Below are 21,445 nucleotides of genomic sequence, written 5' to 3' on the forward strand. Positions count from 1 at the left end.
TGGGGTGATTATTTCTTGTATCTCTTCTTGCCGCTTCTGCGGTTCTTATTGTTTGAGCTATGGTGCTGACGCTTGTTGTTTGGCATGTCTTTTACCAATTCCTGCTTGTGCTTCAGGTTCATGTCATCAAGCTTTAGTTTACCATTGGCCAAAGCATTCATTTCCATCAAAATCACTTCATCATCCACCGTATCCTTATTCCAGATCAGGTAGGTTTTTTTCATATGATTGGCGATAGCAATTTTCAGCTTTTCTTTTTCCTCACCCGGAGGTTGCTCCACAGCGTAGTCAATCATCTTGCGAATAACGTTTCCGTAATGGCGATACCTGCGGTTGTTACGTGGGTAAGGAACCAGCTCTGGCTTTTCCTTTAAGGATTCCTCAGAAGGTTTTGGGTATGGAGAGTCAACGTCCAATTTAAAATCAGACATTATAAAAAGGTGGTCCCAAAGCTTGTGCTTAAAATCCGGCACATCGCGGATTTGTGGATTCAGGTTACCAATAATATCAATGAGGTTTTGAGCTTGTCTATTGCGCTCTTCTTTGTCCTCTATCGTCAAAAGATGCCCTACCATTTTCTGTACATTTCTACCGTATTCCGGTATTATAAGGTGGGGTAAGCTTGTGTTGTATTCCATTTTTTATCTGTGTTACCGGTGAGGGTAATGGGTTATTGGTATTGAGTAGTTAGTATTGGGTCAGTTGTGCTTTCCTTCAAAGAGAAGCTGTATTAATACTCGCTCCACAGTACTTTTTCGAAAAGTGTAGCTGTCTAAATACTTATTACTAACTACTAAATACTTTTTCTAGCCACTTACTTTTTCAAGTTTGGCAAATTTGAGTAATAATTTCTTTTCACCAACATTATCAAACTGTATAACAGCCTTTTTGTTGGGGCCGGCACCTTCCATTTCTTTTATTTTACCATGACCAAAGCGTTGATGCTTTACTCTATCACCTACATTAATGTCGGATGGATTGGTGTCGGCTACCGAGTCAGAATTGGCCGAAGGTAGTGAACTTTCTATTTTTCTCAGGTTTTTACGCTGCGGCATGGTGCGTTGCGGTTGCCTGCTTCGTGATGGTGCAGATGAAGTAGGCGCTCTTCGTGGCGAAGGTCTTCTTGAAGCTGAAGGTTCATCACTATCACCATACGCTCCGGTAAAGGGAGAAAAATCAGGAGTGTTTATATTAAGGAATGATTCATCAATTTCTTGTAAAAAGCGGCTTGGCTCACAATCGATCAACTTTCCCCAGCGATAGCGCATTTGTGCATAGGTAAGGTAAGCTTCCTTTTCGGCACGGGTAAGGGCTACATAAAAAAGTCTACGCTCTTCCTCCAAGTCGGCTCGGCTACTCATCGCCATCATACTTGGAAAAAGACTTTCTTCCATGCCCACAATAAATACAATTGGAAACTCAAGCCCCTTGGCCAGGTGAATGGTCATTAGGGATACTTTTTCGTTGTCTTCGTCCGTAGTATTATCAGAGTCTGTAAGCAAGGCCACATCTTCCATAAAGCCCGAAAGACTGGGGTTGCCATCTTCAATCTCCTTCTGGTTTTCGGTAAATTCTTTTACCGAGTTCAAAAGTTCCTGAATGTTTTCCGTGCGGCTTATTCCTTCAGGGGTTTTATCTTGACTGAGTTCACGCAGTAATCCTGAAGTCTTAGCAATATGCGTGGCCAAATCAAATGCTTCGGCTTCTTTAGCCAAGGCCTTAAAGCTTTGAATTTTGGTAACGAAATCCTGAATCTTAACAGTGGTAGGTTTATTCAATCCCACGCTTTGGTAGTAACCCAGGTTACTGCAAATTTCCCAAACGCTAACTCCATTGGCATTAGCTGCCACAGTTATTTTTTCTAAAGTGGTATCTCCAATTCCACGCTTGGGGTAATTTATCACCCTACGGAAAGCTTCTTCATCATTGGAGTTAATTGTTAGGCGTACATAGGCCAAAAGGTCTTTTACCTCCTTGCGTTGGTAAAATGAAAGTCCTCCATATATTCTATAAGGAATGTTTCTTCTTCTAAAAGATTCTTCCATCGCCCGCGACTGGGCATTGGTGCGATATAAAATAGCAAAGTCAGAAAAGGGAATATGCTCCTGCATGTTCTTTTCAAAAATGGTGCGGGCTACATAACTAGCCTCGTCTGTATCGCTTACCGTTTTATTAATTACAATCTGCTCACCATCAGAATTGTCAGTCCATACATTTTTGTCTAGCTGCTCTTTATTCTTTTTGATAAGGCTATTGGCGGCACCAACTATAGTTTTTGTAGAACGGTAATTTTGCTCCAGCTTAAATACGCGTACATCTTCATAGTCACGCTGGTAGTTTAAGATGTTTCTAATGTTAGCACCACGGAAGGCATAAATCGACTGCGCATCATCACCTACTACACAAATGTTTCCATAGCGGTTAGCCAGTGACTTTACAATAAGGTATTGCGCGTGGTTCGTATCCTGGTACTCATCTACCATTATGTAGCGGAAGCGGTCTTGGTACTTCGCCAGTACATCTGGAAACTTGCGCAATAATATAAAGGTATAGAGCAGGAGGTCGTCAAAGTCCATGGCTCCGGAGCGAAAACATCTTTCCGCGTAAGCGCGATAAATGTCGCCCATCATGGGCATCCGAGCTGCGGCATCATTTTCCTGAAGCTCGGGGCTGCGTAAATATTCCTTTGGCGTAATCAAGGCATTCTTGAAAGAAGAAATACGTGAGGCCACACTCTTTACTTTATATACTTCCTTATCAAGGTTTTTTTCCTTGATCACATTGGCAATCACCTTACGGGCATCTTCAGCATCATATATAGTGAAGTTACTAGGGAAACCCAGTTTGTCGGCCTCAAAGCGAAGTATTTTGGCAAACACCGAGTGGAAGGTTCCCATCCAAAGGTTTTTGGCCTCATTGCCACCCACGATTTTGCCAATACGCTCCTTCATCTCTTTGGCGGCTTTGTTGGTAAATGTGAGTGAAAGTATGTTGAAAGGATCTACCTTTTTTTCGTCCATCAAATAGGCAATGCGGTAGGTGAGCACACGGGTTTTTCCGGAACCAGCACCAGCAATTACCATTACGGGGCCTTCGGTGTTTACTACAGCTTCGCGCTGTGATGGATTGAGTTGTTTAATATAATCTTGCACGCATGTATTCTTTTGCAGGCGCAAAGTACTCATATATATAGGTAAGGGGCAAATAGTTTGTGGATAGGATGTGAACATCAAATGAACAGCGAAATGTTAAAGTTGCATGGTGCAGTAATAAGGGATGAGAAGCTTCGTTTATCAAACCGGATAATTAAGTACCATAAAAATGATTTCTGTTTTGAGAGCGCTTAACCTATTTATAGGGTTGTTTCTATTGGCTGGTGAAATGCATGCTCAGTATGTGCTTGGCGAAAAGGAAGTGGCTGTGTTTGCTGTGGGTGGAGCTATTTACGCTAATCATGATGAATACAATAAGGTTTTGACAAATAATGTATTTGCCAAGTTGAATAATTGGTCAGCAAATGCAGGCTTTGAAGGAGTGATACCCATTAAGCGGATTTTTATAAAACTAAGCATGACTGGGAGTAATCAGGAGCATTTTTCAGAAGACAATAATTACAACTGGTGGGGAATCACTTGTTTGGGGGCTTCAGTTGGTTATAACTTACTTAAAGAAGGAAAGGTTTCAATTGTGCCATTTGTGGGTGTTGGTGGCCAATTTGAGAAATTAAGGCTCAATGGAATTGGCCGGATGGTTAACCCTGATGGAACGACCTATGATTACCAAATTGAGGGAGATTATGCTGTAAGAAATCTTACAGGGCAACTTGGGTTTAGCTCATGCTATCGGATTAAGTTGAAACCTAAAACGCTTTCGTTTTTATTAGGAGCTCAAGCTCAGTATTCAAGAAGCTTTACATCTGCATTAAACGAAGGTCATTACGGGGTTAGAGCTTGGCTTCCTACTTTGGATTTTAATGGAGCCAGCGTGGGTGGTGTATTTGCCTTAAGCACATTGATCGGACTTTCTTTTTAATATTAAGTTTGTCACCCATAAATCAAAAAACTACAGCTATGATTAACTCAAGGTATTTTTTTCTGCTGATTTTTATTGGGGTCAGCACTTTTGCTTTTGCGCAAGAGGATGAGGATGAAATTGAGGGGCGCATAATGTTTGGCATTGGTGCTGCAAGTATGGATTTTGGTGAATTGAATAAAGCCCTTGATCAATCTGGCTATCCTTCTTTAGATAATATTGGATGGGACTGGGCGATCAAGCTATGGATATCTTCAGATAGACTTCATTTTATATATGATTTTGGATCACATTCTCGTCAAGCTGAAAATGGCGCAATTACAAAATATGAGACTGGGGATTTTGCGCTTAGTTTAGGTTATGGGGTCATTCAGCGCGAGCATTTGTCTCTTATTCCATATTTAGGAGTAGGCTTTGATTATGGTAGTTTGGAATTGGTTCAAATGGAAGACCCCTCGGTAAATACAGTACCTGGATATATTACGAATGCTCCTTATTCTCAAAATATGGATGTATGGGGATTTCTCGGCTCGGCTGGTTTATATGCCTTATGGGATTTTTCGTCTAAATCTGATGACGCTGCTTTTACGCTAGGTATTCATGCTGGCTATACTCCACGACTAGGTGAGCAGAAGTGGCGTAGTGCTGGAGGTTCTAAGTTGGAGGGTGTAAGCCTTTCGGGAGGTGTTAGTGCGAATCTGGTTTTTGGGGTTGCGCTTTAATCACTCCTTAATATATAATAGTAAAGCCTGCAAAGTGTACTTTTGCGGGCTTCATTTATTTAAAGGATATCTGGAGGGGTGTTGATAAGTGATGTTAGAAATGTTGAGGAGCTAAAGTTGAGATGCGTGAAACCTTTTGTAATGCCAGTAATTTGGGCGGGTTGAGCTTTTGCATTAAAGGTTGATTTTAAAATTCCTAAAACATTTTTTATCAAGCTATTGTGGGTATAAATAATAGTTTTACATTTGCACTCCCCGAAAAAACGGGTATCTGTTGATTTTTAACAGCTTATAGATAAAAGGTATATGCCAACGATACAGCAATTAGTAAGAAAAGGAAGGGTAAAGCTCACTAAGAAGAGCAAGTCTGCAGCCCTTCAATCTTCGCCACAAAGAAGAGGAGTGTGTACTCGTGTATACACAACTACTCCTAAGAAGCCTAACTCAGCTATGCGTAAAGTAGCAAGGGTAAGGTTGACAAATGGTAATGAGGTGAACGCTTACATTCCAGGAGAAGGACACAATTTGCAGGAGCACAGTATTGTATTAGTACGCGGAGGAAGAGTAAAAGATCTTCCGGGTGTAAGATATCATATCGTACGTGGTGCATTGGATACAGCCGGTGTTACTGGTCGTACTCAGCGTAGAAGTAAGTACGGTGCTAAGAAACCAAAGGATAAGAAATAATTCTCGATAGAGTACCATGAGAAAGACCAGAGCAAAAAAAAGACCCCTGTTGCCAGATCCGCAGTTTAGCGATCAGTTGGTAACTCGTTTTGTAAACATGATGATGTTGGACGGTAAGAAGAGTACTTCTTACAAAATATTCTACGATGCGATTGAAATCGTATCTGAGAAAACTCAGGAAGGTAACGGTTTAGAGCTTTGGAAAGAAGCTTTGAATAACGTAATGCCTCATGTAGAAGTGCGTAGTAGAAGAGTAGGGGGTGCGACCTTCCAGATTCCTATGCAGATTCGTCCGGATCGCAAAGTTTCTATAGCAATGAAGTGGTTGATTAGCTACTCACGTAAGCGCAACGAAAAGTCTATGGCTTTGAGATTGGCTAACGAAGTAATGGCTGCTGCCAAAGAAGAGGGAGCTGCTGTGAAGAAAAGAATGGATACTCATAAAATGGCGGATGCGAATAAAGCATTTGCTCACTTTGGTAGATTTAAATAATTAGAAGGTTACTATAAGCCATGGCTAAAAGAGATCTAAAATATACAAGAAACATTGGTATTGCTGCGCATATTGATGCGGGTAAAACCACTACCACGGAACGTATTCTTTATTACGGTGGTGTAAGTCACAAAATTGGTGAGGTGCACGATGGTGCAGCTACTATGGACTGGATGGAGCAAGAGCAAGAAAGAGGTATCACTATTACTTCTGCTGCTACTACCCTAAAGTGGCCTTACCGTGGTACTGAATATCACGTAAACATTATTGATACTCCGGGACACGTTGATTTTACCGTAGAGGTAAACCGTTCACTTCGTGTATTGGATGGTTTGGTTTTCTTGTTTAGTGCTGTTGATGGTGTAGAGCCACAATCAGAAACTAACTGGAGACTTGCTAACAACTACAATGTTCCACGTATTGGTTTCGTGAACAAGATGGATCGTCAGGGAGCAGATTTCCTTAACGTAACCCGTCAGGTAAAAGAGATGCTTGGTAGCCATGCACTTCCTCTTCAAATTCCAATCGGTGCAGAAGCTGATTTTAAAGGAGTGGTTGATTTGATCAACTTCCGTGGAATTACTTGGAATGATGAGGATCAAGGAATGACCTTTCAGGAAATTGAGATTCCTGCAGATATATTAGAAGAAGCAACAGAGTACCGTGAAAAGTTATTGGAAGCAGTAGCTGAGTTTAACGATACTTTGATGGAAAAATACTTTGAAGATCCTGAATCACTTACTGAAAGAGAAATTCTTGACGCATTGCGTGAAGCTACTATCTCTGGTAAAGTGGTGCCTATGATGTGTGGTTCTGCCTTTAAAAACAAAGGTGTACAGGCTATGCTTGATATGGTAATGGAAATCCTTCCTTCTCCAATGGATGTTGAGGCTATCGTTGGTACCAACCCAGAAACAGAAGAAGAAGAAAAGAGACAGCCGTCATTTGATGATCCTTTTGCAGGTCTTGCATTTAAGATTGCAACAGATCCATTTGTAGGTCGTCTATGTTTTACCCGTGCTTATTCAGGTACTCTTGAGTCTGGTTCATATGTATTGAACACCAGAACGGGTAAGAAAGAAAGAATTTCAAGAATCTTCCAAATGCATGCTAACAAGCAAAACCAGATTGACACCCTTGGTGCTGGTGATATTGGTGCATTGGTAGGATTTAAAGATATTAAGACTGGGGATACACTTTGTAATGAAAAGCACCCAATTGTGCTTGAGTCAATGGACTTCCCAGATCCAGTAATCGGATTGGCAATTGAGCCTAAGACTCAGGCTGATGTGGATAAACTAGGTATGGCTTTAGCTAAGCTTACTGAAGAAGATCCAACGTTTGTTGTAAAGACTGACGAAGATTCTGGTCAAACAGTAATTAGCGGAATGGGTGAGCTTCACTTGGATATTATTATGGATCGTCTTAAGCGTGAGTTTAAGGTGGAAGTAAACCAAGGAGCCCCACAAGTATCTTACAAAGAAACTATCAACGGTACAGTTGATCACAGAGAGGTTTATAAGAAGCAGTCTGGTGGTCGTGGTAAATTTGCAGATATCGTTGTAACTATCGAGCCAGGAGATCCAGAAAAGCCAGGTTTGATCTTTGTGAACGCTATTAAAGGTGGTAACGTTCCTAAAGAATTTGTTCCATCTGTAGAGAAAGGATTTAAAGAAGCTATGAAGAATGGTGTATTGGCAGGTTTCCCTGTAGATAGCCTTCAGGTTACTTTAAAGGATGGATCTTTCCACGCGGTGGATTCTGATCAGCTTTCATTTGAATTGGCAGCTAAACTTGCCTACAAAGAAGCTCTTCCAAAAGCAAACCCAGTATTGCTTGAGCCTATTATGAAACTTGAGGTGCTTACTCCAGAAGAAAATATGGGAGATATAGTAGGTGACCTTAACAGACGTAGAGGTGTGATGGAAGGTATGGGTGATAGAAGCGGTTCTAAAGTAATCAAAGCAAAAGTTCCATTGTCTGAGATGTTTGGATATGTAACAGCTTTGAGAACCATGTCTTCTGGACGTGCAACATCAACTATGGAATTCTCGCACTTTGCAGAAGCTCCTAAGAATGTGGCCGATGAAGTAATAGCAACAGTAAAAGGTAGTAAGTAACCTGCATAAGACAATAATTGAAGATGAGTCAGAAGATCAGGATTAAATTAAAATCATACGATTACAACTTGGTAGATAAGTCTGCTGAAAAAATCGTAAAAACCGTAAAGAGTACCGGTGCCATTATAAACGGACCAATTCCTCTTCCTACAAACAAGAGAATCTATACGGTACTTCGTTCACCACACGTGAATAAGAAGGCTAGAGAGCAGTTCGAATTGTCATCTTACAAGAGACTATTGGATATCTACTCTTCTTCTTCAAAAACAATTGACGCTCTAATGAAATTAGAGTTGCCAAGTGGAGTAGAAGTAGAAATAAAAGTTTAAGTTTTTTAAATAATTAACCTTTAAAAAGGAAATCAAATGCCTGGAATGATCGGTAAAAAGGTCGGTATGACAAGCCTCTTTGATGCAAATGGTAAAAATTTACCATGTACTGTCATCGAAGTGGGTCCTTGTGTGGTTACTCAAATTAAAACCACAGAGACCGATGGTTATGAAGCAGTTCAGATTGCTTACGGTGACAAGTCAGAGAAAAATGTAGCAAAAGCACAAATTGCACATTTCAAAAAAGCTGGCATTACTCCAAAGCAACACGTTATCGAAATTGATTCGATTGACGGAGAAGTAAAACTCGGAGACGAGCTTGCAGCAGATATGTTTGCTGAAGGAGAGTTTGTTGATGTAGCTGGTAACTCTAAGGGAAAAGGATTCCAAGGGGTTGTAAAGCGTCACAACTTTGGTGGAGTAGGTCAATCTACCCACGGTCAGCACAACCGTCTAAGAGCACCTGGTTCTATTGGTGCTGGTTCTGATCCATCACGTGTATTTAAGGGCATGAAAATGGCCGGCCGTATGGGAGGAAAAAGAACTATGGTAGAAAACCTTCAAGTTCTTAAGGTTGATAAAGACAAAAATCTTTTGGTAGTAAAAGGTTCTATACCTGGCGCTAAAAATTCAATCGTAATAATTACCAAGTGATGGAATTAGCAGTATTAAACAAAGAAGGAAAGGAAACAGGTCGTAAGGTGACCTTGAGCACAGAGCTTTATGCTGTGGAGCCAAATCATCACGCTATTTACCTTGATGTGAAGCAATACTTGGCTAACCAACGCCAGGGTACGCACAAGTCGAAAGAAAGAGGAGAAATCTCTCGTACTACCAAAAAGTTTTTCCGCCAAAAAGGAACTGGTAATGCACGTGTAGGATCACTTAGATCTCCGTTGCAAAGAGGTGGTGGTACCGCTTTTGGTCCACGTCCAAGAAACTACGGTTTCAAATTGAATAAAAAAGTGAAAGCTGTTGCTCGTAAATCAGCACTTACACTTAAGGCTTCTGACAAGAAAATTCAAGTAATTGAAAACCTTGAAATGGCCGCTCCAAAGACGAAAGACTTCATCAATATCATCACTGCTTTAGGGCTTGATGCAAAAAAGTCTATCATAGTACTTGGAGACTCAAATAAAAATGTATATTTGTCGTCCCGAAATTTTAAGGGGTCTGACGTTGTAATCGCTTCAGAATTAAACACTTACAGCATTATGAATGCTCAAAATGTGGTTTTAACTGAAGATTCGTTAGGAAAACTTGAAAACCTTTTAAGCAAATAACAATGGGCATCTTGATTAGACCTGTAATTACAGAGAAAGCAACAGCTGATAGCGAAGATCGCAATCGATTTGCCTTTGTTGTTGATAAAAAGGCAAACAAGGTAGAGATTAAGAAAGCTGTAGAGGAGCTTTATGGTGTGAATATCGAAAAGGTACGCACTATGTTGGTTCCAGGAAAAAAGAAAAGCCGCTTCACTAAAAATGGTGTAGTATCTGGTTCAACCGGAATGTACAAAAAAGCTATTGTAGAAGTAAGAAGTGGTGAAACCATAGATCTCTATAGTAATATTTAAGACCAATGGGAGTAAGAAAATTAAATCCGGTAACCCCCGGCCAGCGTTTTAGAATTGTAAATGACAACAGTACTATTACAGCTGCTAAACCTGAAAAATCTCTTGTAAAAGGGAAATCGAAAGGCGGTGGTAGAAATAACACAGGTAAAATGACAATCCGCAATGTAGGTGGAGGTCATAAGCAGAAATACCGTGTTGTAGACTTCAAACGTGATAAGGAAGGTGTTCCTGCAACTGTAAAGGCTGTAGAATACGATCCGAATCGTACAGCTCGTATTGCTTTGCTTTACTATGCTGATGGTGAGAAGAGATACATGATAGCGCCAAACGGTTTGCAAGTAGGTCAAACTGTAGTAAGCGGTAGAGAAGCAGCACCTGAGATTGGTAACGCAATGTACCTTTCTGATATTCCATTGGGTACTGTAATTAGCTGTATCGAAATGAGACCTGGACAAGGAGCTGTGATTGCTCGTAGTGCTGGTTCATTTGCACAGCTTGCAGCAAGAGATGGTAAATACGCTATCATTAAGTTGCCAAGTGGAGAGACTAGAATGATCTTGATTACCTGTATGGCAATGATTGGTGCGGTTAGTAACTCTGACAATGCTCAAGAGGTAAGCGGAAAAGCCGGTCGTAAGAGATGGCAAGGAAGAAGACCAAGAGTACGTGGTGTAGCGATGAACCCAGTAGATCATCCAATGGGTGGTGGTGAAGGTAGAGCTTCAGGTGGTCATCCAAGATCGAGAAATGGTATACCTGCAAAAGGTTACAAAACTCGTGCACCAAAGAAAGAGTCTAGCAAGTACATTATTGAAAGAAGGAAAAAATAATTAAGATGGCAAGGTCACTTAAAAAAGGTCCATATATACATTATAAGCTGGAGCGTAAAGTTCTTGCGAATGTTGAAGCAGGTAGCAAGTCAGTTGTAAAAACTTACTCTAGAGCTTCAATGATCTCTCCAGAATTTGTAGGACAAACAATAGCAGTACACAACGGTAGAACTTTTGTGCCTGTATTTGTAACAGAAAACATGGTAGGACATAAGCTTGGTGAATTTTCGCCAACCAGAACGTACCGAGGCCATGGAGGTAATAAAAAAGATAAAGGTAAGCGCTAATTTTCACGACATGGGTGCCAGAAAAAGAAACAGAGCAGAAGCTATAAAGGAGGCTAGGAAAACCGTAGCCATCGCAAAGCTTAACAATTGCCCTACATCTCCCAGAAAGATGAGATTAGTGGCTGACATGATTCGCGGTTTAGAAGTAGAAAAAGCACTTTTCTTGCTAAAGCATAGCAGTAAAGAAGCTAGTGGCAGGTTAGAAAAACTGTTGCTTTCTGCACTTAACAACTGGGAACAGAAGAATGAAGGTGAGCGTATGGAAGAGGCTAAACTATATGTGAAAGAAATTTCAGTAGATAGCGCTCGTATGCTTAAGAGAATTCAGCCGGCTCCCCAGGGTCGTGCACACCGCGTTCGCAAAAGAAGCAACCACGTAACTGTGATTGTAGATGCGAAAGTGAAGCAAGAAGAAGTAGTTAACGATAGTAATTCATAACCGAATGGGACAGAAGACAAACCCGATAGGTAACAGATTAGGTTTTATCCGCGGATGGGACAGTAACTGGTATGGTGGTAGAGATTATGGTGATAAACTTGCCGAAGACGATAAGATCAGAAAGTATCTTTACGCTCGTCTATCAAAAGCAAGTGTAGGACGTATCATTATTGAGCGTACACTAAAATTGGTAACCGTAACCATTACCACTAGTCGTCCTGGTATTATTATCGGTAAAGGTGGACAAGAAGTTGATAAACTGAAGGAAGAGCTTAAAAAGCTTACCAAGAAAGAAGTTCAAATCAACATCTTCGAAATTAAAAGACCAGAGCTTGACGCGAAATTAGTAGCAGATAGCATCGCTCGCCAGATTGAAGGTCGTATTAGCTTCCGTAGAGCAATTAAGATGGGTATCGCTGCAACCATGAGAATGGGTGCTGAAGGTATCAAGATTCAAGCCTCTGGAAGATTGAACGGTGCAGAGATGGCACGTTCTGAAATGTACAAAGACGGAAGAACTCCTCTGCATACATTTAGAGCAGATATTGATTATGCTTTAGCTGAAGCTCATACAACATACGGTATCATTGGTATCAAAGTATGGATTATGAAAGGCGAAGTATACGGAAAGAGAGACCTAAGCAACCTACTTGGTACTGCCGGTAAAGGTGGTAAGCAACAAGGTGGTGGCGGTAGAGATAACCGTGGCGCAGGTAGAAGAAAAAGAAAATAGGATTTTAAAGAGGGCATTTTACAATGTTACAACCTAAGAAAACAAAGCACAGAAAGCAGTTTAAAGGCAAAATGAAGGGAAATGCACAACGCGGATCTCAGATAGCCTTTGGAAGTTTTGCCATCAAGGCGTTGGACGAAAAGTTCATCACTTCACGCCAAATTGAGGCCGCCCGTATTGCTGCTACGAGGTACATGAAGAGAGAAGGTCAGTTATGGATTAGAATTTTTCCAGACAAGCCTATCACCAAGAAGCCTGCTGAAGTACGTATGGGTAAAGGAAAGGGTGCTTTGGATCACTGGGTAGCTGTTGTAAGACCTGGAAGAATCATCTTTGAATTGGATGGTGTGAATTCAGAAATCGCAAAAGAAGCCCTTAGATTGGCGGCTCAAAAACTTCCGGTAAAAACTAAGTTTGTAACTAGAAGGGATTACGTAGGTGCCTAAAACACTATAGAACTATGAAAGCATCTGTTGTTAGAGAAATGACCACCCAGGAGATAAAAGAGCAACTTGAGGAGCTTAAGTTGACTTACTCAAAAACTAAGATGGGACACACCATCTCACCTTTGGAAAATCCTTTGGAATTGAAGAAGGCTCGTAAGAATATCGCAAGACTGTCCACTGAGTTGCGCAGTCGTCAATTAACCAGTGAACAGCAATAAATTTCTGATGGAAGAAATTAAAAGAAATTTAAGAAAGGAACGAATTGGTGTAGTGACCAGTAACAAGATGGAGAAATCTATCACTGTTTCTGTAGAACGTAAAAAGAAGCACCCGATTTACGGTAAGTTTATTAAGCTTACTAAAAAGTTCCATGCTCACGATGACAAGAATGAGTGCAACATTGGCGACACTGTTCGCATTATGGAAACTCGTCCGTTGAGCAAAACGAAGAATTGGAGACTAGTAGAAATCATTGAAAGGGCTAAGTAATAATGTTACAGCAAGAGTCAAGATTAAAAGTAGCAGATAACACCGGAGCAAAGGAAGTACTTTGTATCAGAGTGTTAGGCGGAACCAAAAGAAGGTATGCTTCTGTAGGCGATAAGATCGTTGTTTCTGTAAAAGAAGCTACGCCTGCTGGTAACGTTAAGAAAGGAACTGTTTCTACCGCAGTAGTTGTACGTACTCGTAAAGAAGTACGCAGAGCAGATGGATCATACATCCGCTTTGATGACAACGCTTGCGTGTTGTTAAACGCCCAGGGCGAAATGCGCGGTACCCGTGTTTTTGGACCGGTTTCCCGTGAGCTTCGTGATAAACAATATATGAGAATAGTATCTCTGGCACCAGAAGTACTGTAAATAATTGAAGATGGCAAAGTTTCACATTAAAAAAGGAGATACCGTAAAGGTTCTTGCTGGTGAGTACAAAGGACAAACTGGTAAGGTAATCGAAATGCTTGGTGAAAAAAACAAAGCATTGGTAGAAGGTATCAACGTGGTGAAAAAACACGAGAAGCCTAGTGCTTCAAATCCTCAAGGAGGAATTATAGAGAAAGAAGCTCCTATTCACTTGTCAAACCTGATGTATGTAGATGCAGATGGTAAGGCTTCAAGAATTGGTCGTAAGGCTGATGAGAATGGAAAGCTTGTAAGATATTCTAAGAAAACAGAAGATATCATTAAGTAATGAATTACGTTCCCACACTAAAAGAAAAGTACAATAGCGAGTACGCTGTGGCTCTTAAAGAAGAGTTTAACTACGCTAATGTAATGGAAGTACCTCGCTTGGAGAAGATTGTACTTTCACAAGGTATTGGAGCTGCTACTGCTGATAAGAAGCTGGTAGATTACGCCATCGATGAGATGAGCCGTATTGCTGGACAAAAAGCGATAGCTACTTACTCCAAAAAGGATATCTCAAACTTTAAGTTGAGAAAAGGTATGCCTATTGGGGCAAAAGTAACCTTGAGAGGTGAGAAAATGTATGAATTTCTTGAGCGTCTTGTATGGTCTTCTTTGCCACGTATTCGTGACTTTAACGGTATCAAAAAGAATGGTTTTGACGGACGTGGAAACTATACTTTAGGTATCACTGAGCAGATTATCTTCCCAGAGATTGATATCGATAAAACTAATCGTATTACAGGTATGGACATTACATTTGTAACCACCGGTAAAACCGATAAGGAGGCAAAAGCATTATTACAAAAATTCGGACTTCCCTTTAAGAAATAGACATGGCTAAAGAATCGATGAAAGCCCGCGAAGTGAAGCGGAAAGAAACTGTTGAAAAATATGCTGAAAAGCGTGCTGCTCTTAAAGCTGCAGGCGATTATGAAGCTTTACAAAAGCTTCCTAAGAATGCATCTCCAGTAAGAATGCACAACCGTTGCAAACTTACCGGACGTCCAAAAGGCTACATGCGTCAGTTTGGACTTTCGAGAGTTATGTTTAGAGAGATGGCTAACAAAGGCTTGATCCCTGGAGTTAAAAAGGCAAGTTGGTAAATTATATTTAGTACAATGGTTACAGATCCTATTGCAGATTACCTTACCCGCGTTAGAAACGCGATGCTAGCGAAACACAAAGTTGTGGAAATTCCATCTTCAAATATGAAGGTAGAGTTGAGCAAGATTTTGCTAGACCAAGGGTACATTACAAATTATAAAGTGGACGCAGATCGTGGTCCTCAAGGCACTATCAAAATTGCTTTGAAGTATGATCGTGTTACTGAAGAGCCAGCTATTCGCTCACTTGAAAGAGTAAGTAAGCCAGGTTTGAGAAAGTATTCATCTGGTAAAGATTTACCAAGGGTGATTAACGGACTAGGTATTGCTATCGTTTCTACCTCTCATGGTGTGATGACAGATAAGCAGGCCCGTAAGGAAAACGTAGGTGGAGAAGTACTTTGCTACGTTTACTAATTAAGAGAAATTAAAGAAAGCATTTTACAATGTCACGAGTAGGAAAAGCACTTATTAATGTTCCAGCAGACGTAGAGATTAAGGTTTCTGGAAGCGTAGTTTCTGTAAAAGGGAAGCTAGGTGAGTTGTCAGAAACTTTGCCAGAAAGCATCACTATTTCTCAAGAAGGAACTGAACTTACCGTATTGCGTGCAAACGAAGAGAAACAAACCCGTGCTTATCACGGATTGTACCGCGCGTTGATCGCTAATATGATAGAAGGTGTAAGTCAAGGTTTTGAAAAGAAGCTTGAGCTTGTAGGGGTAGGTTATAGAGCATCAAATCAAGGTCAAAAATTAGATCTTTCTTTGGGATACTCTCACAACATTCTTTTTGAAATTCCAAGTGAAGTGAAATTGGAAACAGTTTCAGATAAAGGAAAGAACCCTATCGTGATATTGAAGAGCCACGATAAGCAACTAGTAGGAATGATCGCGGCAAAGATTCGCGGATTCCGTAAGCCAGAGCCTTACAAAGGTAAAGGTGTGAAATACGTGGGCGAATACATTAGAAGAAAAGCCGGTAAAACCGCTAGTAAATAATAGAAGATGGCACTTACCAAATCAGAAAAAAGATTGCGCATTAAGCGCAGGGTTAGAAAAAGCATTAACGGAACTGCTGACCGCCCAAGATTGGCTGTATACAGAAGTAACAAGGAGATTTACGCTCAGCTTATCAACGATGTTGATGGAAAAACGTTAGCCTCTGCTTCGTCTCTTGAAAAAGACTTTGCCAAAGAAGGAAATAAGAGCGATATGGCGAAAGCTGTAGGCAAGAAGGTAGCTGAGAGAGCTACTGCTGCAGGCTTTGAAGTATGTGCTTTTGATCGTGGAGGATACCTCTACCACGGAAGAGTAAAATCATTGGCTGAGGGTGCCAGAGAAGGAGGACTAAAATTTTAAGATACCGAGATGATTAAAGGTCATAAGAACGTACAAAGAGTAAAGCCTAGCGGATTGGAATTGACTGACCGTGTGGTAGGTATTCAAAGGGTAACCAAGGTAACTAAAGGTGGTAGAACTTTCGGATTTTCAGCTATCGTTGTAGTAGGAGATGAGAAAGGTGTTGCAGGCTTTGGTCTTGGAAAATCTAAGGAAGTTTCTGAAGCGATTCAGAAAGGAATTGAGGACGCTAAAAAGAACTTGGTTCGTATTCCTTTGGTAAAAAACACAATTCCTCACCCACAAAGTGGGAAATTTGGTGGAGCTAGAGTATTTTTGCGCCCCGCTTCAAATGGTACAGGAGTAATTGCAGGTGGTGCAATGAGAGCTGTACTTGAAAGTTTAGGTGTACACGATGTATTGGCAAAATCAAAAGGATCTTCTAACCCACACAACGTGGTAAAGGCTACTTTTGACTGCTTGCTAAAGATGCGTGACGCAGGAACCATCGCCAGAACTCGCGGTATTAGTGTAGAAAAGGTATTCAACGGATAAAGAAAGAACCGACATGGCTACTATAAAAATTAAGCAAGTGCGCAGCAAAATTAACCGTCCGGAAGTTCAAAAAAGAACTATGGCGGCTCTAGGATTGCGCAAAATGAATCAAGTGGTAGAGCACGAAGCTACTCCACAGGTTTTGGGTATGGTAAGAAAGGTTTCTCACCTTATCGAAGTAGAAGAAGTAAAGTAACACTCTTAAGATATTAAGTTATGAGTTTGAGTAATTTAAAACCAGCATCAGGATCAACCAAATCTCGCAAGCGTATTGCTCGCGGTGAGGGTTCTGGTCATGGTGGTACTTCAACACGTGGTCACAAAGGTGCCAAGTCTAGAAGTGGATACAAAAGCAAAATCGGCTTTGAAGGTGGTCAGATGCCATTGCAAAGACGTGTACCTAAGTTTGGTTTCCGTAACATCAACCGTGTAGAATACCATGGTATCAACCTTGATACTTTGCAAACTTTGGTTGACGAAGGAAAAGCTACAGATAAGATTGATGTTGCTACTTTGGTAAACAATGGTCTTGCTGACAAGAGCGATCGCATTAAAATTTTGGGTAGAGGAGAGCTTAAAGCTAAGCTTACCATCGAAGCCCACGGTTATTCAAAAACTGCCCAAGCTGCTATCGAAGCGCAAGGTGGTGTTGCAACAACTCTTTAAGAGATTATTGAATGAAGCGTTTTATAGAAACATTAAAAAATATCTGGAAGATTGAAGAACTCAGAGAAAAGATCCTACTTACTCTGGGTCTTTTGCTCGTATACCGTTTGGGTTCAAACGTAGTTCTTCCAGGAATTGATCCTGAAAGTTTAACTAACCTTCAGAATCAGGCCGATGGTGGTATTATAGGAATCCTTAATGCTTTCACCGGTGGTGCTTTTGCAAACGCTTCAATTTTGGCATTAGGTATCATGCCTTACATCTCAGCATCTATTGTTATTCAGTTGCTGGGAATGGCTGTACCTACTATACAGAAAATGCAGAAGGAAGGAGAAAGCGGAAGAAGAAAGATCAACCAGATCACTCGTTTTCTTACTATAGCAATTACAGCAGCACAGGCTCCTGGATACATTGCTAACCTTATGAGTCAGAATGTTGGGGTTACCATTTCACCTAGTTTGTTTTGGTTTACCTCTATCATTGTTCTTACTGCAGGTACTGTATTTGCAATGTGGCTTGGAGAAAGAATTACTGATAAAGGTGTAGGTAATGGTATTTCACTACTTATTATGGTAGGTATCATCGCTAGCTTGCCTCAGGCTTTCCTTCAGGAGTTTGCTTCAAAAATTGATAGAGGTGGTGGTCTTGTACTATTCATCGTAGAAATTGCAGTTCTATTATTTGTAATTCTACTATCAGTAGCTTTAGTACAAGGAGTACGAAGAGTGCCTGTGCAATACGCCAAGCGTACTACAGGCGGAAGAACTTACTCAGGAAATATGGCTCGTCAGTACATTCCACTTAAAGTGAATGCTGCTGGTGTAATGCCAATCATTTTTGCACAAGCAATTATGTTCATCCCTGTAACTGTATTAAGCTATGCAGGTTTGGAAAGCGGAAATGCTAACTGGTTAGTTTCTATGTTTAGTGATATTCAAGGTTTCTGGTACAACTTCGTGTTTGCTGTAATGATCATCTTGTTTACTTACTTCTATACGGCTATTCAGGTAAACACAAACCAAATGGCGGAAGACCTTAAGCGTAATGGTGGATTCATTCCAGGTATTAAGCCAGGAAAAAGTACTGCTGAGTTCTTAGATACGGTTCTATCAAGAATTACGCTACCGGGATCTATATTCCTTGCCTTGCTAGCTATTTTGCCAGCATTCGCAATGGTAGCTGGTGTAAATACTCAGTTTGCTTATTTCTACGGAGGTACGAGCTTGCTGATTATGGTAGGAGTGGTTTTGGATACTCTGCAACAAATAGAAAGTTACTTGCTAAACCGTCATTACGATGGCTTGATGAAGTCAGGTAAGCTAAAAGGACGTACAGTAAGCGCATTTTAAAAATAGAGTATAAAGGAACTTATGGCTAAGCAATCTGCGATTGAGCAAGACGGAACAATTATAGAGGCATTGATTAATGCGATGTTTCGTGTAGAGTTGGAAAACGGACACATAGTTACAGCTCATATATCCGGTAAGATGCGGATGAACTATATAAAATTATTACCAGGAGATAAAGTGAAGCTTGATATGTCTCCTTATGATTTAACTAAAGCAAGAATCACCTACAGATACTAGGTGTGCCCCAATAAAGAGAGAATAAAGAGATGAAAGTAAGAGCATCAATCAAAAAGAGAAGTGCAGATTGCAAAATCGTGCGCAGGAAGGGAGTTCTTTATGTGATCAACAAAAAGAACCCTAAGTTCAAACAAAGACAAGGATAATATTATAACGGATTACCTATGGCAAGGATTGCTGGTATAGATTTACCAAAAAACAAAAGAGGTGAGATTGGCCTTACCTACATTTTCGGTATAGGAAACAGTCGCTCAAGACAAATCCTAGACGAAGCGGGTGTTGACTACAACACTAAGGTTCAGGACTGGGATGATGATCAGCTTACAGCTATCAGAAACGTAATTACTGAGCAGTATAAAGTAGAGGGTGAACTTCGTTCTGAAGTACAATTGAGCATCAAGCGTTTGATGGATATCGGTTGCTACAGAGGTGTACGTCACAGAAATGGACTACCACTTCGTGGACAGAGAACCAAAAACAACTCTCGTACCAGAAAAGGAAAACGTAAAACAGTTGCCAACAAGAAGAAGGCAACTAAATAATTTGTGTGAGTAATGGCAAAGAAAGCGTCAGGTAAAGGTACCAAGAAAAGAAAAGTAATCATTGAAGCAACGGGTGAAGCCCATATCAATGCTACTTTCAACAACATCATTATTTCTCTTACCAACACCAAAGGTCAGGTAATCAGTTGGTCTTCTGCCGGTAAAATGGGTTTTAGAGGATCAAAGAAAAACACTCCTTATGCAGCTCAAATGGCAGCTGAGGATTGCGGAAAAACAGCGATGGAACTAGGCCTTAAGAAGGTGAAGGTTTATGTGAAAGGTCCAGGTAACGGTAGAGAATCAGCGATTCGTACCCTACACAATAATGGTATCGAGGTATCAGAAATTGTAGATGTTACCCCAATGCCACACAACGGCTGTCGTCCTCCGAAAAGAAGAAGAGTTTAAGTAAATTAAGAAAGCGAAGAAATGGCAAGATATACAGGCCCAAAAACGAAAATCGCAAGAAAGTTTGGAGATCCTATCTTCGGACCTGACGGTTCTTTTGAGAAAAAGAATTACCCTCCCGGCCAGCATGGTAACGGACGTAGAAGAGGTAAAAAGTCAGAATATGCTATTCAGCTTGCTGAAAAGCAAAAGGCAAAATATACCTACGGTATCCTTGAGCGTCAGTTTTCTAACATGTTTAAGAAAGCATCTAGCTCAAAAGGTATTACTGGTGAGGTTCTTTTGCAACTTTGTGAAGCTCGTTTAGATAACGTGGTTTTCAGACTTGGAATCGCTGGAGGAAGACGTGCTGCCCGTCAGTTGGTATCACACCGCCACATTACCGTAAATGGTGAGTTGGTAAATATTCCTTCTTATCATGTAAAACCTGGGGATGTAATTGGCGTTCGTGAGAAGTCAAAGTCAGTTTCAGTAATTACGGATGCGATAAGCAGCCGCAAGGATCAGTACGAGTGGGTAGAGTGGAATAACTCAACCATGACTGGTACTTACCTTAGTACGCCACAAAGAGCAATGATCCCTGAGACCATCAAGGAGCAGCTTATTGTGGAATTGTACTCTAAATAATCATAATATAAACTTCTATAAATTTTGCTATGGCAATTTTAAACTTCCAAAAGCCTGATCAGGTTATAATGAATCACGCTTCTGAGACTGAAGGTCAGTTTGAGTTCAGACCTTTAGAACCAGGATACGGATTGACCGTAGGTAATGCTCTTCGCAGAGTATTGCTCTCTTCGCTTGAAGGTTTTGCTTTTATTTCAGTAAAAATAGAAGGTGTTGAGCATGAGTTTTCTACTATCAAAGGGGTGGTAGAAGATGTAACTGAAATCATCCTTAACCTGAAGCAGGTTCGTTTCAAAAGACAAATCGAAGATCAGGAGGAGGAAAAGATTAACGTTAGCATCTCTGGTCAAGACAAATTAACTGCTGGTGATTTGGGACAATTTATCTCAGGATTCCAGGTGTTAAACTCTGACTTGGTTATCTGCAACATGGATCCTTCTGTAAAGCTGGAAATGGAACTTGTCGTAGAAAAAGGTAGAGGATATGTACCAGCTGAAGAGAACAAGAAAAGTAATGCCTCAATCGGTACTATTTTTATTGACTCTATCTACACTCCTATTAAGAATGTAAAGTATAGCATTGAAAACTATCGTGTGGAGCAAAAGACTGACTATGAAAAGTTGATTTTTGAAATTACCACAGACGGTAGTGTTCATCCTAAGAAAGCCCTTACTGAAGCTGCTAAGATTTTGATCCACCACTTTATGTTGGTGAGTGACGAAAAGATCACTTTAGAGGACAGTAAGACTACCGAAACTGATAACTATGATGAAGAAATTCTTCACATGCGTCAGTTGCTTAAAACTAAGCTGGTAGATATGGATCTTTCAGTAAGAGCATTAAACTGCCTAAAAGCTGCCGAAGTAGAGACTTTGGGAGATTTGGTAACCTTTACTAAGAGTGACTTGATGAAGTTTAGAAACTTCGGTAAAAAATCACTTACTGAATTGGATGAATTGGTAGAAAGCAAAGGTCTTCACTTCGGTATGGACATCGCAAAGTATAAATTGGATAAGGAATAA

The 21,445-nt window shown here is 40.6% G+C and carries 35 protein-coding genes; 33 read left to right on the forward strand and 2 right to left on the reverse strand.

Features of this window, described 5'->3' with window-relative positions; all coding sequences use genetic code 11:
• Positions 1-8: 8 nt before the first annotated feature.
• Positions 9-638: a DUF4290 domain-containing protein gene (locus OWEHO_RS15070; RefSeq protein ID WP_014203353.1), complete on the reverse strand. Its 630-nt coding sequence runs from the start codon at positions 636-638 to the stop codon at positions 9-11.
• 168 nt (positions 639-806) lie between these two features.
• Positions 807-3,185 (reverse strand): ATP-dependent helicase, encoded by a 2,379-nt coding sequence (locus OWEHO_RS15075; RefSeq protein ID WP_014203354.1) that lies wholly within the window; start codon positions 3,183-3,185, stop codon positions 807-809.
• A 136-nt stretch (positions 3,186-3,321) separates the two neighbouring features.
• Here OWEHO_RS15075 and OWEHO_RS15080 point away from each other — a divergent pair, with 136 nt between their 5' ends.
• The 33 genes from OWEHO_RS15080 to OWEHO_RS15235 all read left to right on the forward strand — a co-directional run bounded on the left by OWEHO_RS15080 (position 3,322) and on the right by OWEHO_RS15235 (position 21,445).
• Entirely contained in the window at positions 3,322-4,032 is a 711-nt protein-coding gene (locus OWEHO_RS15080; RefSeq protein WP_014203355.1) for a hypothetical protein, read from the forward strand.
• A 38-nt stretch (positions 4,033-4,070) separates the two neighbouring features.
• Positions 4,071-4,754 carry a hypothetical protein gene (locus tag OWEHO_RS15085; RefSeq protein WP_014203356.1) on the forward strand — a complete coding sequence of 228 codons (684 nt, stop codon included), beginning with the start codon at positions 4,071-4,073 and terminating at the stop codon, positions 4,752-4,754.
• A 306-nt stretch (positions 4,755-5,060) separates the two neighbouring features.
• Positions 5,061-5,441: a 30S ribosomal protein S12 gene (rpsL, locus tag OWEHO_RS15090; protein WP_014203357.1), complete on the forward strand. Its 381-nt coding sequence runs from the start codon at positions 5,061-5,063 to the stop codon at positions 5,439-5,441.
• A gap of 16 nt (positions 5,442-5,457) precedes the next feature.
• Positions 5,458-5,934 carry a 30S ribosomal protein S7 gene (rpsG, locus tag OWEHO_RS15095; RefSeq protein WP_014203358.1) on the forward strand — a complete coding sequence of 159 codons (477 nt, stop codon included), beginning with the start codon at positions 5,458-5,460 and terminating at the stop codon, positions 5,932-5,934.
• Between the two features lie 20 nt (positions 5,935-5,954).
• Entirely contained in the window at positions 5,955-8,054 is a 2,100-nt protein-coding gene (fusA, locus tag OWEHO_RS15100) for an elongation factor G (RefSeq protein ID WP_014203359.1), read from the forward strand.
• A gap of 23 nt (positions 8,055-8,077) precedes the next feature.
• Positions 8,078-8,383 carry a 30S ribosomal protein S10 gene (gene rpsJ, locus OWEHO_RS15105; RefSeq protein WP_014203360.1) on the forward strand — a complete coding sequence of 102 codons (306 nt, stop codon included), beginning with the start codon at positions 8,078-8,080 and terminating at the stop codon, positions 8,381-8,383.
• A gap of 36 nt (positions 8,384-8,419) precedes the next feature.
• On the forward strand, positions 8,420-9,037 hold the full coding sequence (rplC, locus tag OWEHO_RS15110; RefSeq protein WP_014203361.1) for a 50S ribosomal protein L3: 618 nt from the start codon (positions 8,420-8,422) through the stop codon (positions 9,035-9,037).
• Positions 9,037-9,666: a 50S ribosomal protein L4 gene (rplD, locus tag OWEHO_RS15115; RefSeq protein ID WP_014203362.1), complete on the forward strand. Its 630-nt coding sequence runs from the start codon at positions 9,037-9,039 to the stop codon at positions 9,664-9,666. The genes rplC and rplD overlap by 1 nt, the downstream gene beginning before the upstream one ends.
• Before the next feature lie 2 nt (positions 9,667-9,668).
• Positions 9,669-9,959: a 50S ribosomal protein L23 gene (gene rplW / locus OWEHO_RS15120; RefSeq protein WP_014203363.1), complete on the forward strand. Its 291-nt coding sequence runs from the start codon at positions 9,669-9,671 to the stop codon at positions 9,957-9,959.
• Positions 9,960-9,964: 5 nt separating this feature from the next.
• On the forward strand, positions 9,965-10,789 hold the full coding sequence (gene rplB, locus OWEHO_RS15125; RefSeq protein WP_014203364.1) for a 50S ribosomal protein L2: 825 nt from the start codon (positions 9,965-9,967) through the stop codon (positions 10,787-10,789).
• A gap of 5 nt (positions 10,790-10,794) precedes the next feature.
• On the forward strand, positions 10,795-11,076 hold the full coding sequence (rpsS, locus tag OWEHO_RS15130) for a 30S ribosomal protein S19 (protein WP_014203365.1): 282 nt from the start codon (positions 10,795-10,797) through the stop codon (positions 11,074-11,076).
• A 10-nt stretch (positions 11,077-11,086) separates the two neighbouring features.
• A complete protein-coding gene (gene rplV, locus OWEHO_RS15135) occupies positions 11,087-11,515 on the forward strand; it encodes a 50S ribosomal protein L22 (RefSeq protein WP_041628312.1) in 429 nt (142 codons plus the stop codon).
• Between the two features lie 4 nt (positions 11,516-11,519).
• Positions 11,520-12,248: a 30S ribosomal protein S3 gene (gene rpsC / locus OWEHO_RS15140; protein WP_014203367.1), complete on the forward strand. Its 729-nt coding sequence runs from the start codon at positions 11,520-11,522 to the stop codon at positions 12,246-12,248.
• A 23-nt stretch (positions 12,249-12,271) separates the two neighbouring features.
• Complete coding sequence (rplP, locus tag OWEHO_RS15145) at positions 12,272-12,694, forward strand: 50S ribosomal protein L16 (protein WP_014203368.1); 423 nt, start codon at positions 12,272-12,274, stop codon at positions 12,692-12,694.
• Between the two features lie 14 nt (positions 12,695-12,708).
• Complete coding sequence (rpmC, locus tag OWEHO_RS15150; RefSeq protein ID WP_014203369.1) at positions 12,709-12,912, forward strand: 50S ribosomal protein L29; 204 nt, start codon at positions 12,709-12,711, stop codon at positions 12,910-12,912.
• Positions 12,913-12,919: 7 nt separating this feature from the next.
• A complete protein-coding gene (gene rpsQ, locus OWEHO_RS15155; RefSeq protein WP_014203370.1) occupies positions 12,920-13,183 on the forward strand; it encodes a 30S ribosomal protein S17 in 264 nt (87 codons plus the stop codon).
• Positions 13,184-13,185: 2 nt separating this feature from the next.
• Positions 13,186-13,554 carry a 50S ribosomal protein L14 gene (gene rplN / locus OWEHO_RS15160; protein WP_014203371.1) on the forward strand — a complete coding sequence of 123 codons (369 nt, stop codon included), beginning with the start codon at positions 13,186-13,188 and terminating at the stop codon, positions 13,552-13,554.
• A gap of 10 nt (positions 13,555-13,564) precedes the next feature.
• The gene (rplX, locus tag OWEHO_RS15165) at positions 13,565-13,882 is read left to right on the forward strand and encodes a 50S ribosomal protein L24 (protein ID WP_014203372.1); all 318 of its coding nucleotides are present in this window, start codon (positions 13,565-13,567) and stop codon (positions 13,880-13,882) included.
• Positions 13,882-14,430: a 50S ribosomal protein L5 gene (gene rplE, locus OWEHO_RS15170; protein ID WP_014203373.1), complete on the forward strand. Its 549-nt coding sequence runs from the start codon at positions 13,882-13,884 to the stop codon at positions 14,428-14,430. Before rplX ends, rplE begins: the two co-directional genes overlap by 1 nt.
• A 2-nt stretch (positions 14,431-14,432) precedes the next feature.
• Positions 14,433-14,702 (forward strand): 30S ribosomal protein S14, encoded by a 270-nt coding sequence (gene rpsN, locus OWEHO_RS15175; protein ID WP_014203374.1) that lies wholly within the window; start codon positions 14,433-14,435, stop codon positions 14,700-14,702.
• Between the two features lie 15 nt (positions 14,703-14,717).
• The gene (gene rpsH, locus OWEHO_RS15180; RefSeq protein ID WP_014203375.1) at positions 14,718-15,119 is read left to right on the forward strand and encodes a 30S ribosomal protein S8; all 402 of its coding nucleotides are present in this window, start codon (positions 14,718-14,720) and stop codon (positions 15,117-15,119) included.
• A gap of 29 nt (positions 15,120-15,148) precedes the next feature.
• Positions 15,149-15,700, forward strand: a complete 552-nt coding sequence (rplF, locus tag OWEHO_RS15185) for a 50S ribosomal protein L6 (RefSeq protein WP_014203376.1) — start codon at positions 15,149-15,151, stop codon at positions 15,698-15,700.
• Between the two features lie 6 nt (positions 15,701-15,706).
• On the forward strand, positions 15,707-16,060 hold the full coding sequence (rplR, locus tag OWEHO_RS15190) for a 50S ribosomal protein L18 (RefSeq protein WP_014203377.1): 354 nt from the start codon (positions 15,707-15,709) through the stop codon (positions 16,058-16,060).
• Positions 16,061-16,069: 9 nt separating this feature from the next.
• Positions 16,070-16,594 carry a 30S ribosomal protein S5 gene (gene rpsE / locus OWEHO_RS15195; RefSeq protein ID WP_014203378.1) on the forward strand — a complete coding sequence of 175 codons (525 nt, stop codon included), beginning with the start codon at positions 16,070-16,072 and terminating at the stop codon, positions 16,592-16,594.
• 13 nt (positions 16,595-16,607) lie between these two features.
• Positions 16,608-16,790 (forward strand): 50S ribosomal protein L30, encoded by a 183-nt coding sequence (rpmD, locus tag OWEHO_RS15200; protein ID WP_014203379.1) that lies wholly within the window; start codon positions 16,608-16,610, stop codon positions 16,788-16,790.
• A gap of 20 nt (positions 16,791-16,810) precedes the next feature.
• The gene (gene rplO, locus OWEHO_RS15205; RefSeq protein WP_014203380.1) at positions 16,811-17,260 is read left to right on the forward strand and encodes a 50S ribosomal protein L15; all 450 of its coding nucleotides are present in this window, start codon (positions 16,811-16,813) and stop codon (positions 17,258-17,260) included.
• An 11-nt stretch (positions 17,261-17,271) separates the two neighbouring features.
• Entirely contained in the window at positions 17,272-18,609 is a 1,338-nt protein-coding gene (gene secY / locus OWEHO_RS15210) for a preprotein translocase subunit SecY (protein ID WP_014203381.1), read from the forward strand.
• Positions 18,610-18,630: 21 nt separating this feature from the next.
• Positions 18,631-18,846: a translation initiation factor IF-1 gene (gene infA / locus OWEHO_RS15215; protein ID WP_014203382.1), complete on the forward strand. Its 216-nt coding sequence runs from the start codon at positions 18,631-18,633 to the stop codon at positions 18,844-18,846.
• A 29-nt stretch (positions 18,847-18,875) separates the two neighbouring features.
• Positions 18,876-18,992: a type B 50S ribosomal protein L36 gene (gene ykgO, locus OWEHO_RS18260; RefSeq protein WP_014203383.1), complete on the forward strand. Its 117-nt coding sequence runs from the start codon at positions 18,876-18,878 to the stop codon at positions 18,990-18,992.
• An 18-nt stretch (positions 18,993-19,010) separates the two neighbouring features.
• Positions 19,011-19,388 carry a 30S ribosomal protein S13 gene (gene rpsM / locus OWEHO_RS15220; RefSeq protein ID WP_014203384.1) on the forward strand — a complete coding sequence of 126 codons (378 nt, stop codon included), beginning with the start codon at positions 19,011-19,013 and terminating at the stop codon, positions 19,386-19,388.
• 12 nt (positions 19,389-19,400) lie between these two features.
• Complete coding sequence (gene rpsK, locus OWEHO_RS15225; protein ID WP_014203385.1) at positions 19,401-19,796, forward strand: 30S ribosomal protein S11; 396 nt, start codon at positions 19,401-19,403, stop codon at positions 19,794-19,796.
• A 21-nt stretch (positions 19,797-19,817) separates the two neighbouring features.
• Entirely contained in the window at positions 19,818-20,423 is a 606-nt protein-coding gene (rpsD, locus tag OWEHO_RS15230) for a 30S ribosomal protein S4 (protein WP_014203386.1), read from the forward strand.
• A gap of 29 nt (positions 20,424-20,452) precedes the next feature.
• Positions 20,453-21,445, forward strand: coding sequence for a DNA-directed RNA polymerase subunit alpha (locus OWEHO_RS15235; protein ID WP_014203387.1), 993 nt, complete (start codon positions 20,453-20,455; stop codon positions 21,443-21,445).

The sequence above is a fragment of the Owenweeksia hongkongensis DSM 17368 genome, assembly GCF_000236705.1.
GTDB lineage: Bacteria > Bacteroidota > Bacteroidia > Flavobacteriales > Schleiferiaceae > Owenweeksia > Owenweeksia hongkongensis.

Bases quoted from the DNA above. Each gene is read 5' to 3' on its own strand.
- OWEHO_RS15070 (WP_014203353.1), bottom strand. From the start codon at position 638: ATGGAATACAACACAAGCTTACCCCACCTTATAATACCGGAATACGGT.
- OWEHO_RS15075 (WP_014203354.1), bottom strand. From the start codon at position 3,185: ATGAGTACTTTGCGCCTGCAAAAGAATACATGCGTGCAAGATTATATT.
- OWEHO_RS15080 (WP_014203355.1), top strand. From the start codon at position 3,322: ATGATTTCTGTTTTGAGAGCGCTTAACCTATTTATAGGGTTGTTTCTA.
- OWEHO_RS15085 (WP_014203356.1), top strand. From the start codon at position 4,071: ATGATTAACTCAAGGTATTTTTTTCTGCTGATTTTTATTGGGGTCAGC.
- rpsL (WP_014203357.1), top strand. From the start codon at position 5,061: ATGCCAACGATACAGCAATTAGTAAGAAAAGGAAGGGTAAAGCTCACT.
- rpsG (WP_014203358.1), top strand. From the start codon at position 5,458: ATGAGAAAGACCAGAGCAAAAAAAAGACCCCTGTTGCCAGATCCGCAG.
- fusA (WP_014203359.1), top strand. From the start codon at position 5,955: ATGGCTAAAAGAGATCTAAAATATACAAGAAACATTGGTATTGCTGCG.
- rpsJ (WP_014203360.1), top strand. From the start codon at position 8,078: ATGAGTCAGAAGATCAGGATTAAATTAAAATCATACGATTACAACTTG.
- rplC (WP_014203361.1), top strand. From the start codon at position 8,420: ATGCCTGGAATGATCGGTAAAAAGGTCGGTATGACAAGCCTCTTTGAT.
- rplD (WP_014203362.1), top strand. From the start codon at position 9,037: ATGGAATTAGCAGTATTAAACAAAGAAGGAAAGGAAACAGGTCGTAAG.
- rplW (WP_014203363.1), top strand. From the start codon at position 9,669: ATGGGCATCTTGATTAGACCTGTAATTACAGAGAAAGCAACAGCTGAT.
- rplB (WP_014203364.1), top strand. From the start codon at position 9,965: ATGGGAGTAAGAAAATTAAATCCGGTAACCCCCGGCCAGCGTTTTAGA.
- rpsS (WP_014203365.1), top strand. From the start codon at position 10,795: ATGGCAAGGTCACTTAAAAAAGGTCCATATATACATTATAAGCTGGAG.
- rplV (WP_041628312.1), top strand. From the start codon at position 11,087: ATGGGTGCCAGAAAAAGAAACAGAGCAGAAGCTATAAAGGAGGCTAGG.
- rpsC (WP_014203367.1), top strand. From the start codon at position 11,520: ATGGGACAGAAGACAAACCCGATAGGTAACAGATTAGGTTTTATCCGC.
- rplP (WP_014203368.1), top strand. From the start codon at position 12,272: ATGTTACAACCTAAGAAAACAAAGCACAGAAAGCAGTTTAAAGGCAAA.
- rpmC (WP_014203369.1), top strand. From the start codon at position 12,709: ATGAAAGCATCTGTTGTTAGAGAAATGACCACCCAGGAGATAAAAGAG.
- rpsQ (WP_014203370.1), top strand. From the start codon at position 12,920: ATGGAAGAAATTAAAAGAAATTTAAGAAAGGAACGAATTGGTGTAGTG.
- rplN (WP_014203371.1), top strand. From the start codon at position 13,186: ATGTTACAGCAAGAGTCAAGATTAAAAGTAGCAGATAACACCGGAGCA.
- rplX (WP_014203372.1), top strand. From the start codon at position 13,565: ATGGCAAAGTTTCACATTAAAAAAGGAGATACCGTAAAGGTTCTTGCT.
- rplE (WP_014203373.1), top strand. From the start codon at position 13,882: ATGAATTACGTTCCCACACTAAAAGAAAAGTACAATAGCGAGTACGCT.
- rpsN (WP_014203374.1), top strand. From the start codon at position 14,433: ATGGCTAAAGAATCGATGAAAGCCCGCGAAGTGAAGCGGAAAGAAACT.
- rpsH (WP_014203375.1), top strand. From the start codon at position 14,718: ATGGTTACAGATCCTATTGCAGATTACCTTACCCGCGTTAGAAACGCG.
- rplF (WP_014203376.1), top strand. From the start codon at position 15,149: ATGTCACGAGTAGGAAAAGCACTTATTAATGTTCCAGCAGACGTAGAG.
- rplR (WP_014203377.1), top strand. From the start codon at position 15,707: ATGGCACTTACCAAATCAGAAAAAAGATTGCGCATTAAGCGCAGGGTT.
- rpsE (WP_014203378.1), top strand. From the start codon at position 16,070: ATGATTAAAGGTCATAAGAACGTACAAAGAGTAAAGCCTAGCGGATTG.
- rpmD (WP_014203379.1), top strand. From the start codon at position 16,608: ATGGCTACTATAAAAATTAAGCAAGTGCGCAGCAAAATTAACCGTCCG.
- rplO (WP_014203380.1), top strand. From the start codon at position 16,811: ATGAGTTTGAGTAATTTAAAACCAGCATCAGGATCAACCAAATCTCGC.
- secY (WP_014203381.1), top strand. From the start codon at position 17,272: ATGAAGCGTTTTATAGAAACATTAAAAAATATCTGGAAGATTGAAGAA.
- infA (WP_014203382.1), top strand. From the start codon at position 18,631: ATGGCTAAGCAATCTGCGATTGAGCAAGACGGAACAATTATAGAGGCA.
- ykgO (WP_014203383.1), top strand. From the start codon at position 18,876: ATGAAAGTAAGAGCATCAATCAAAAAGAGAAGTGCAGATTGCAAAATC.
- rpsM (WP_014203384.1), top strand. From the start codon at position 19,011: ATGGCAAGGATTGCTGGTATAGATTTACCAAAAAACAAAAGAGGTGAG.
- rpsK (WP_014203385.1), top strand. From the start codon at position 19,401: ATGGCAAAGAAAGCGTCAGGTAAAGGTACCAAGAAAAGAAAAGTAATC.
- rpsD (WP_014203386.1), top strand. From the start codon at position 19,818: ATGGCAAGATATACAGGCCCAAAAACGAAAATCGCAAGAAAGTTTGGA.
- OWEHO_RS15235 (WP_014203387.1), top strand. From the start codon at position 20,453: ATGGCAATTTTAAACTTCCAAAAGCCTGATCAGGTTATAATGAATCAC.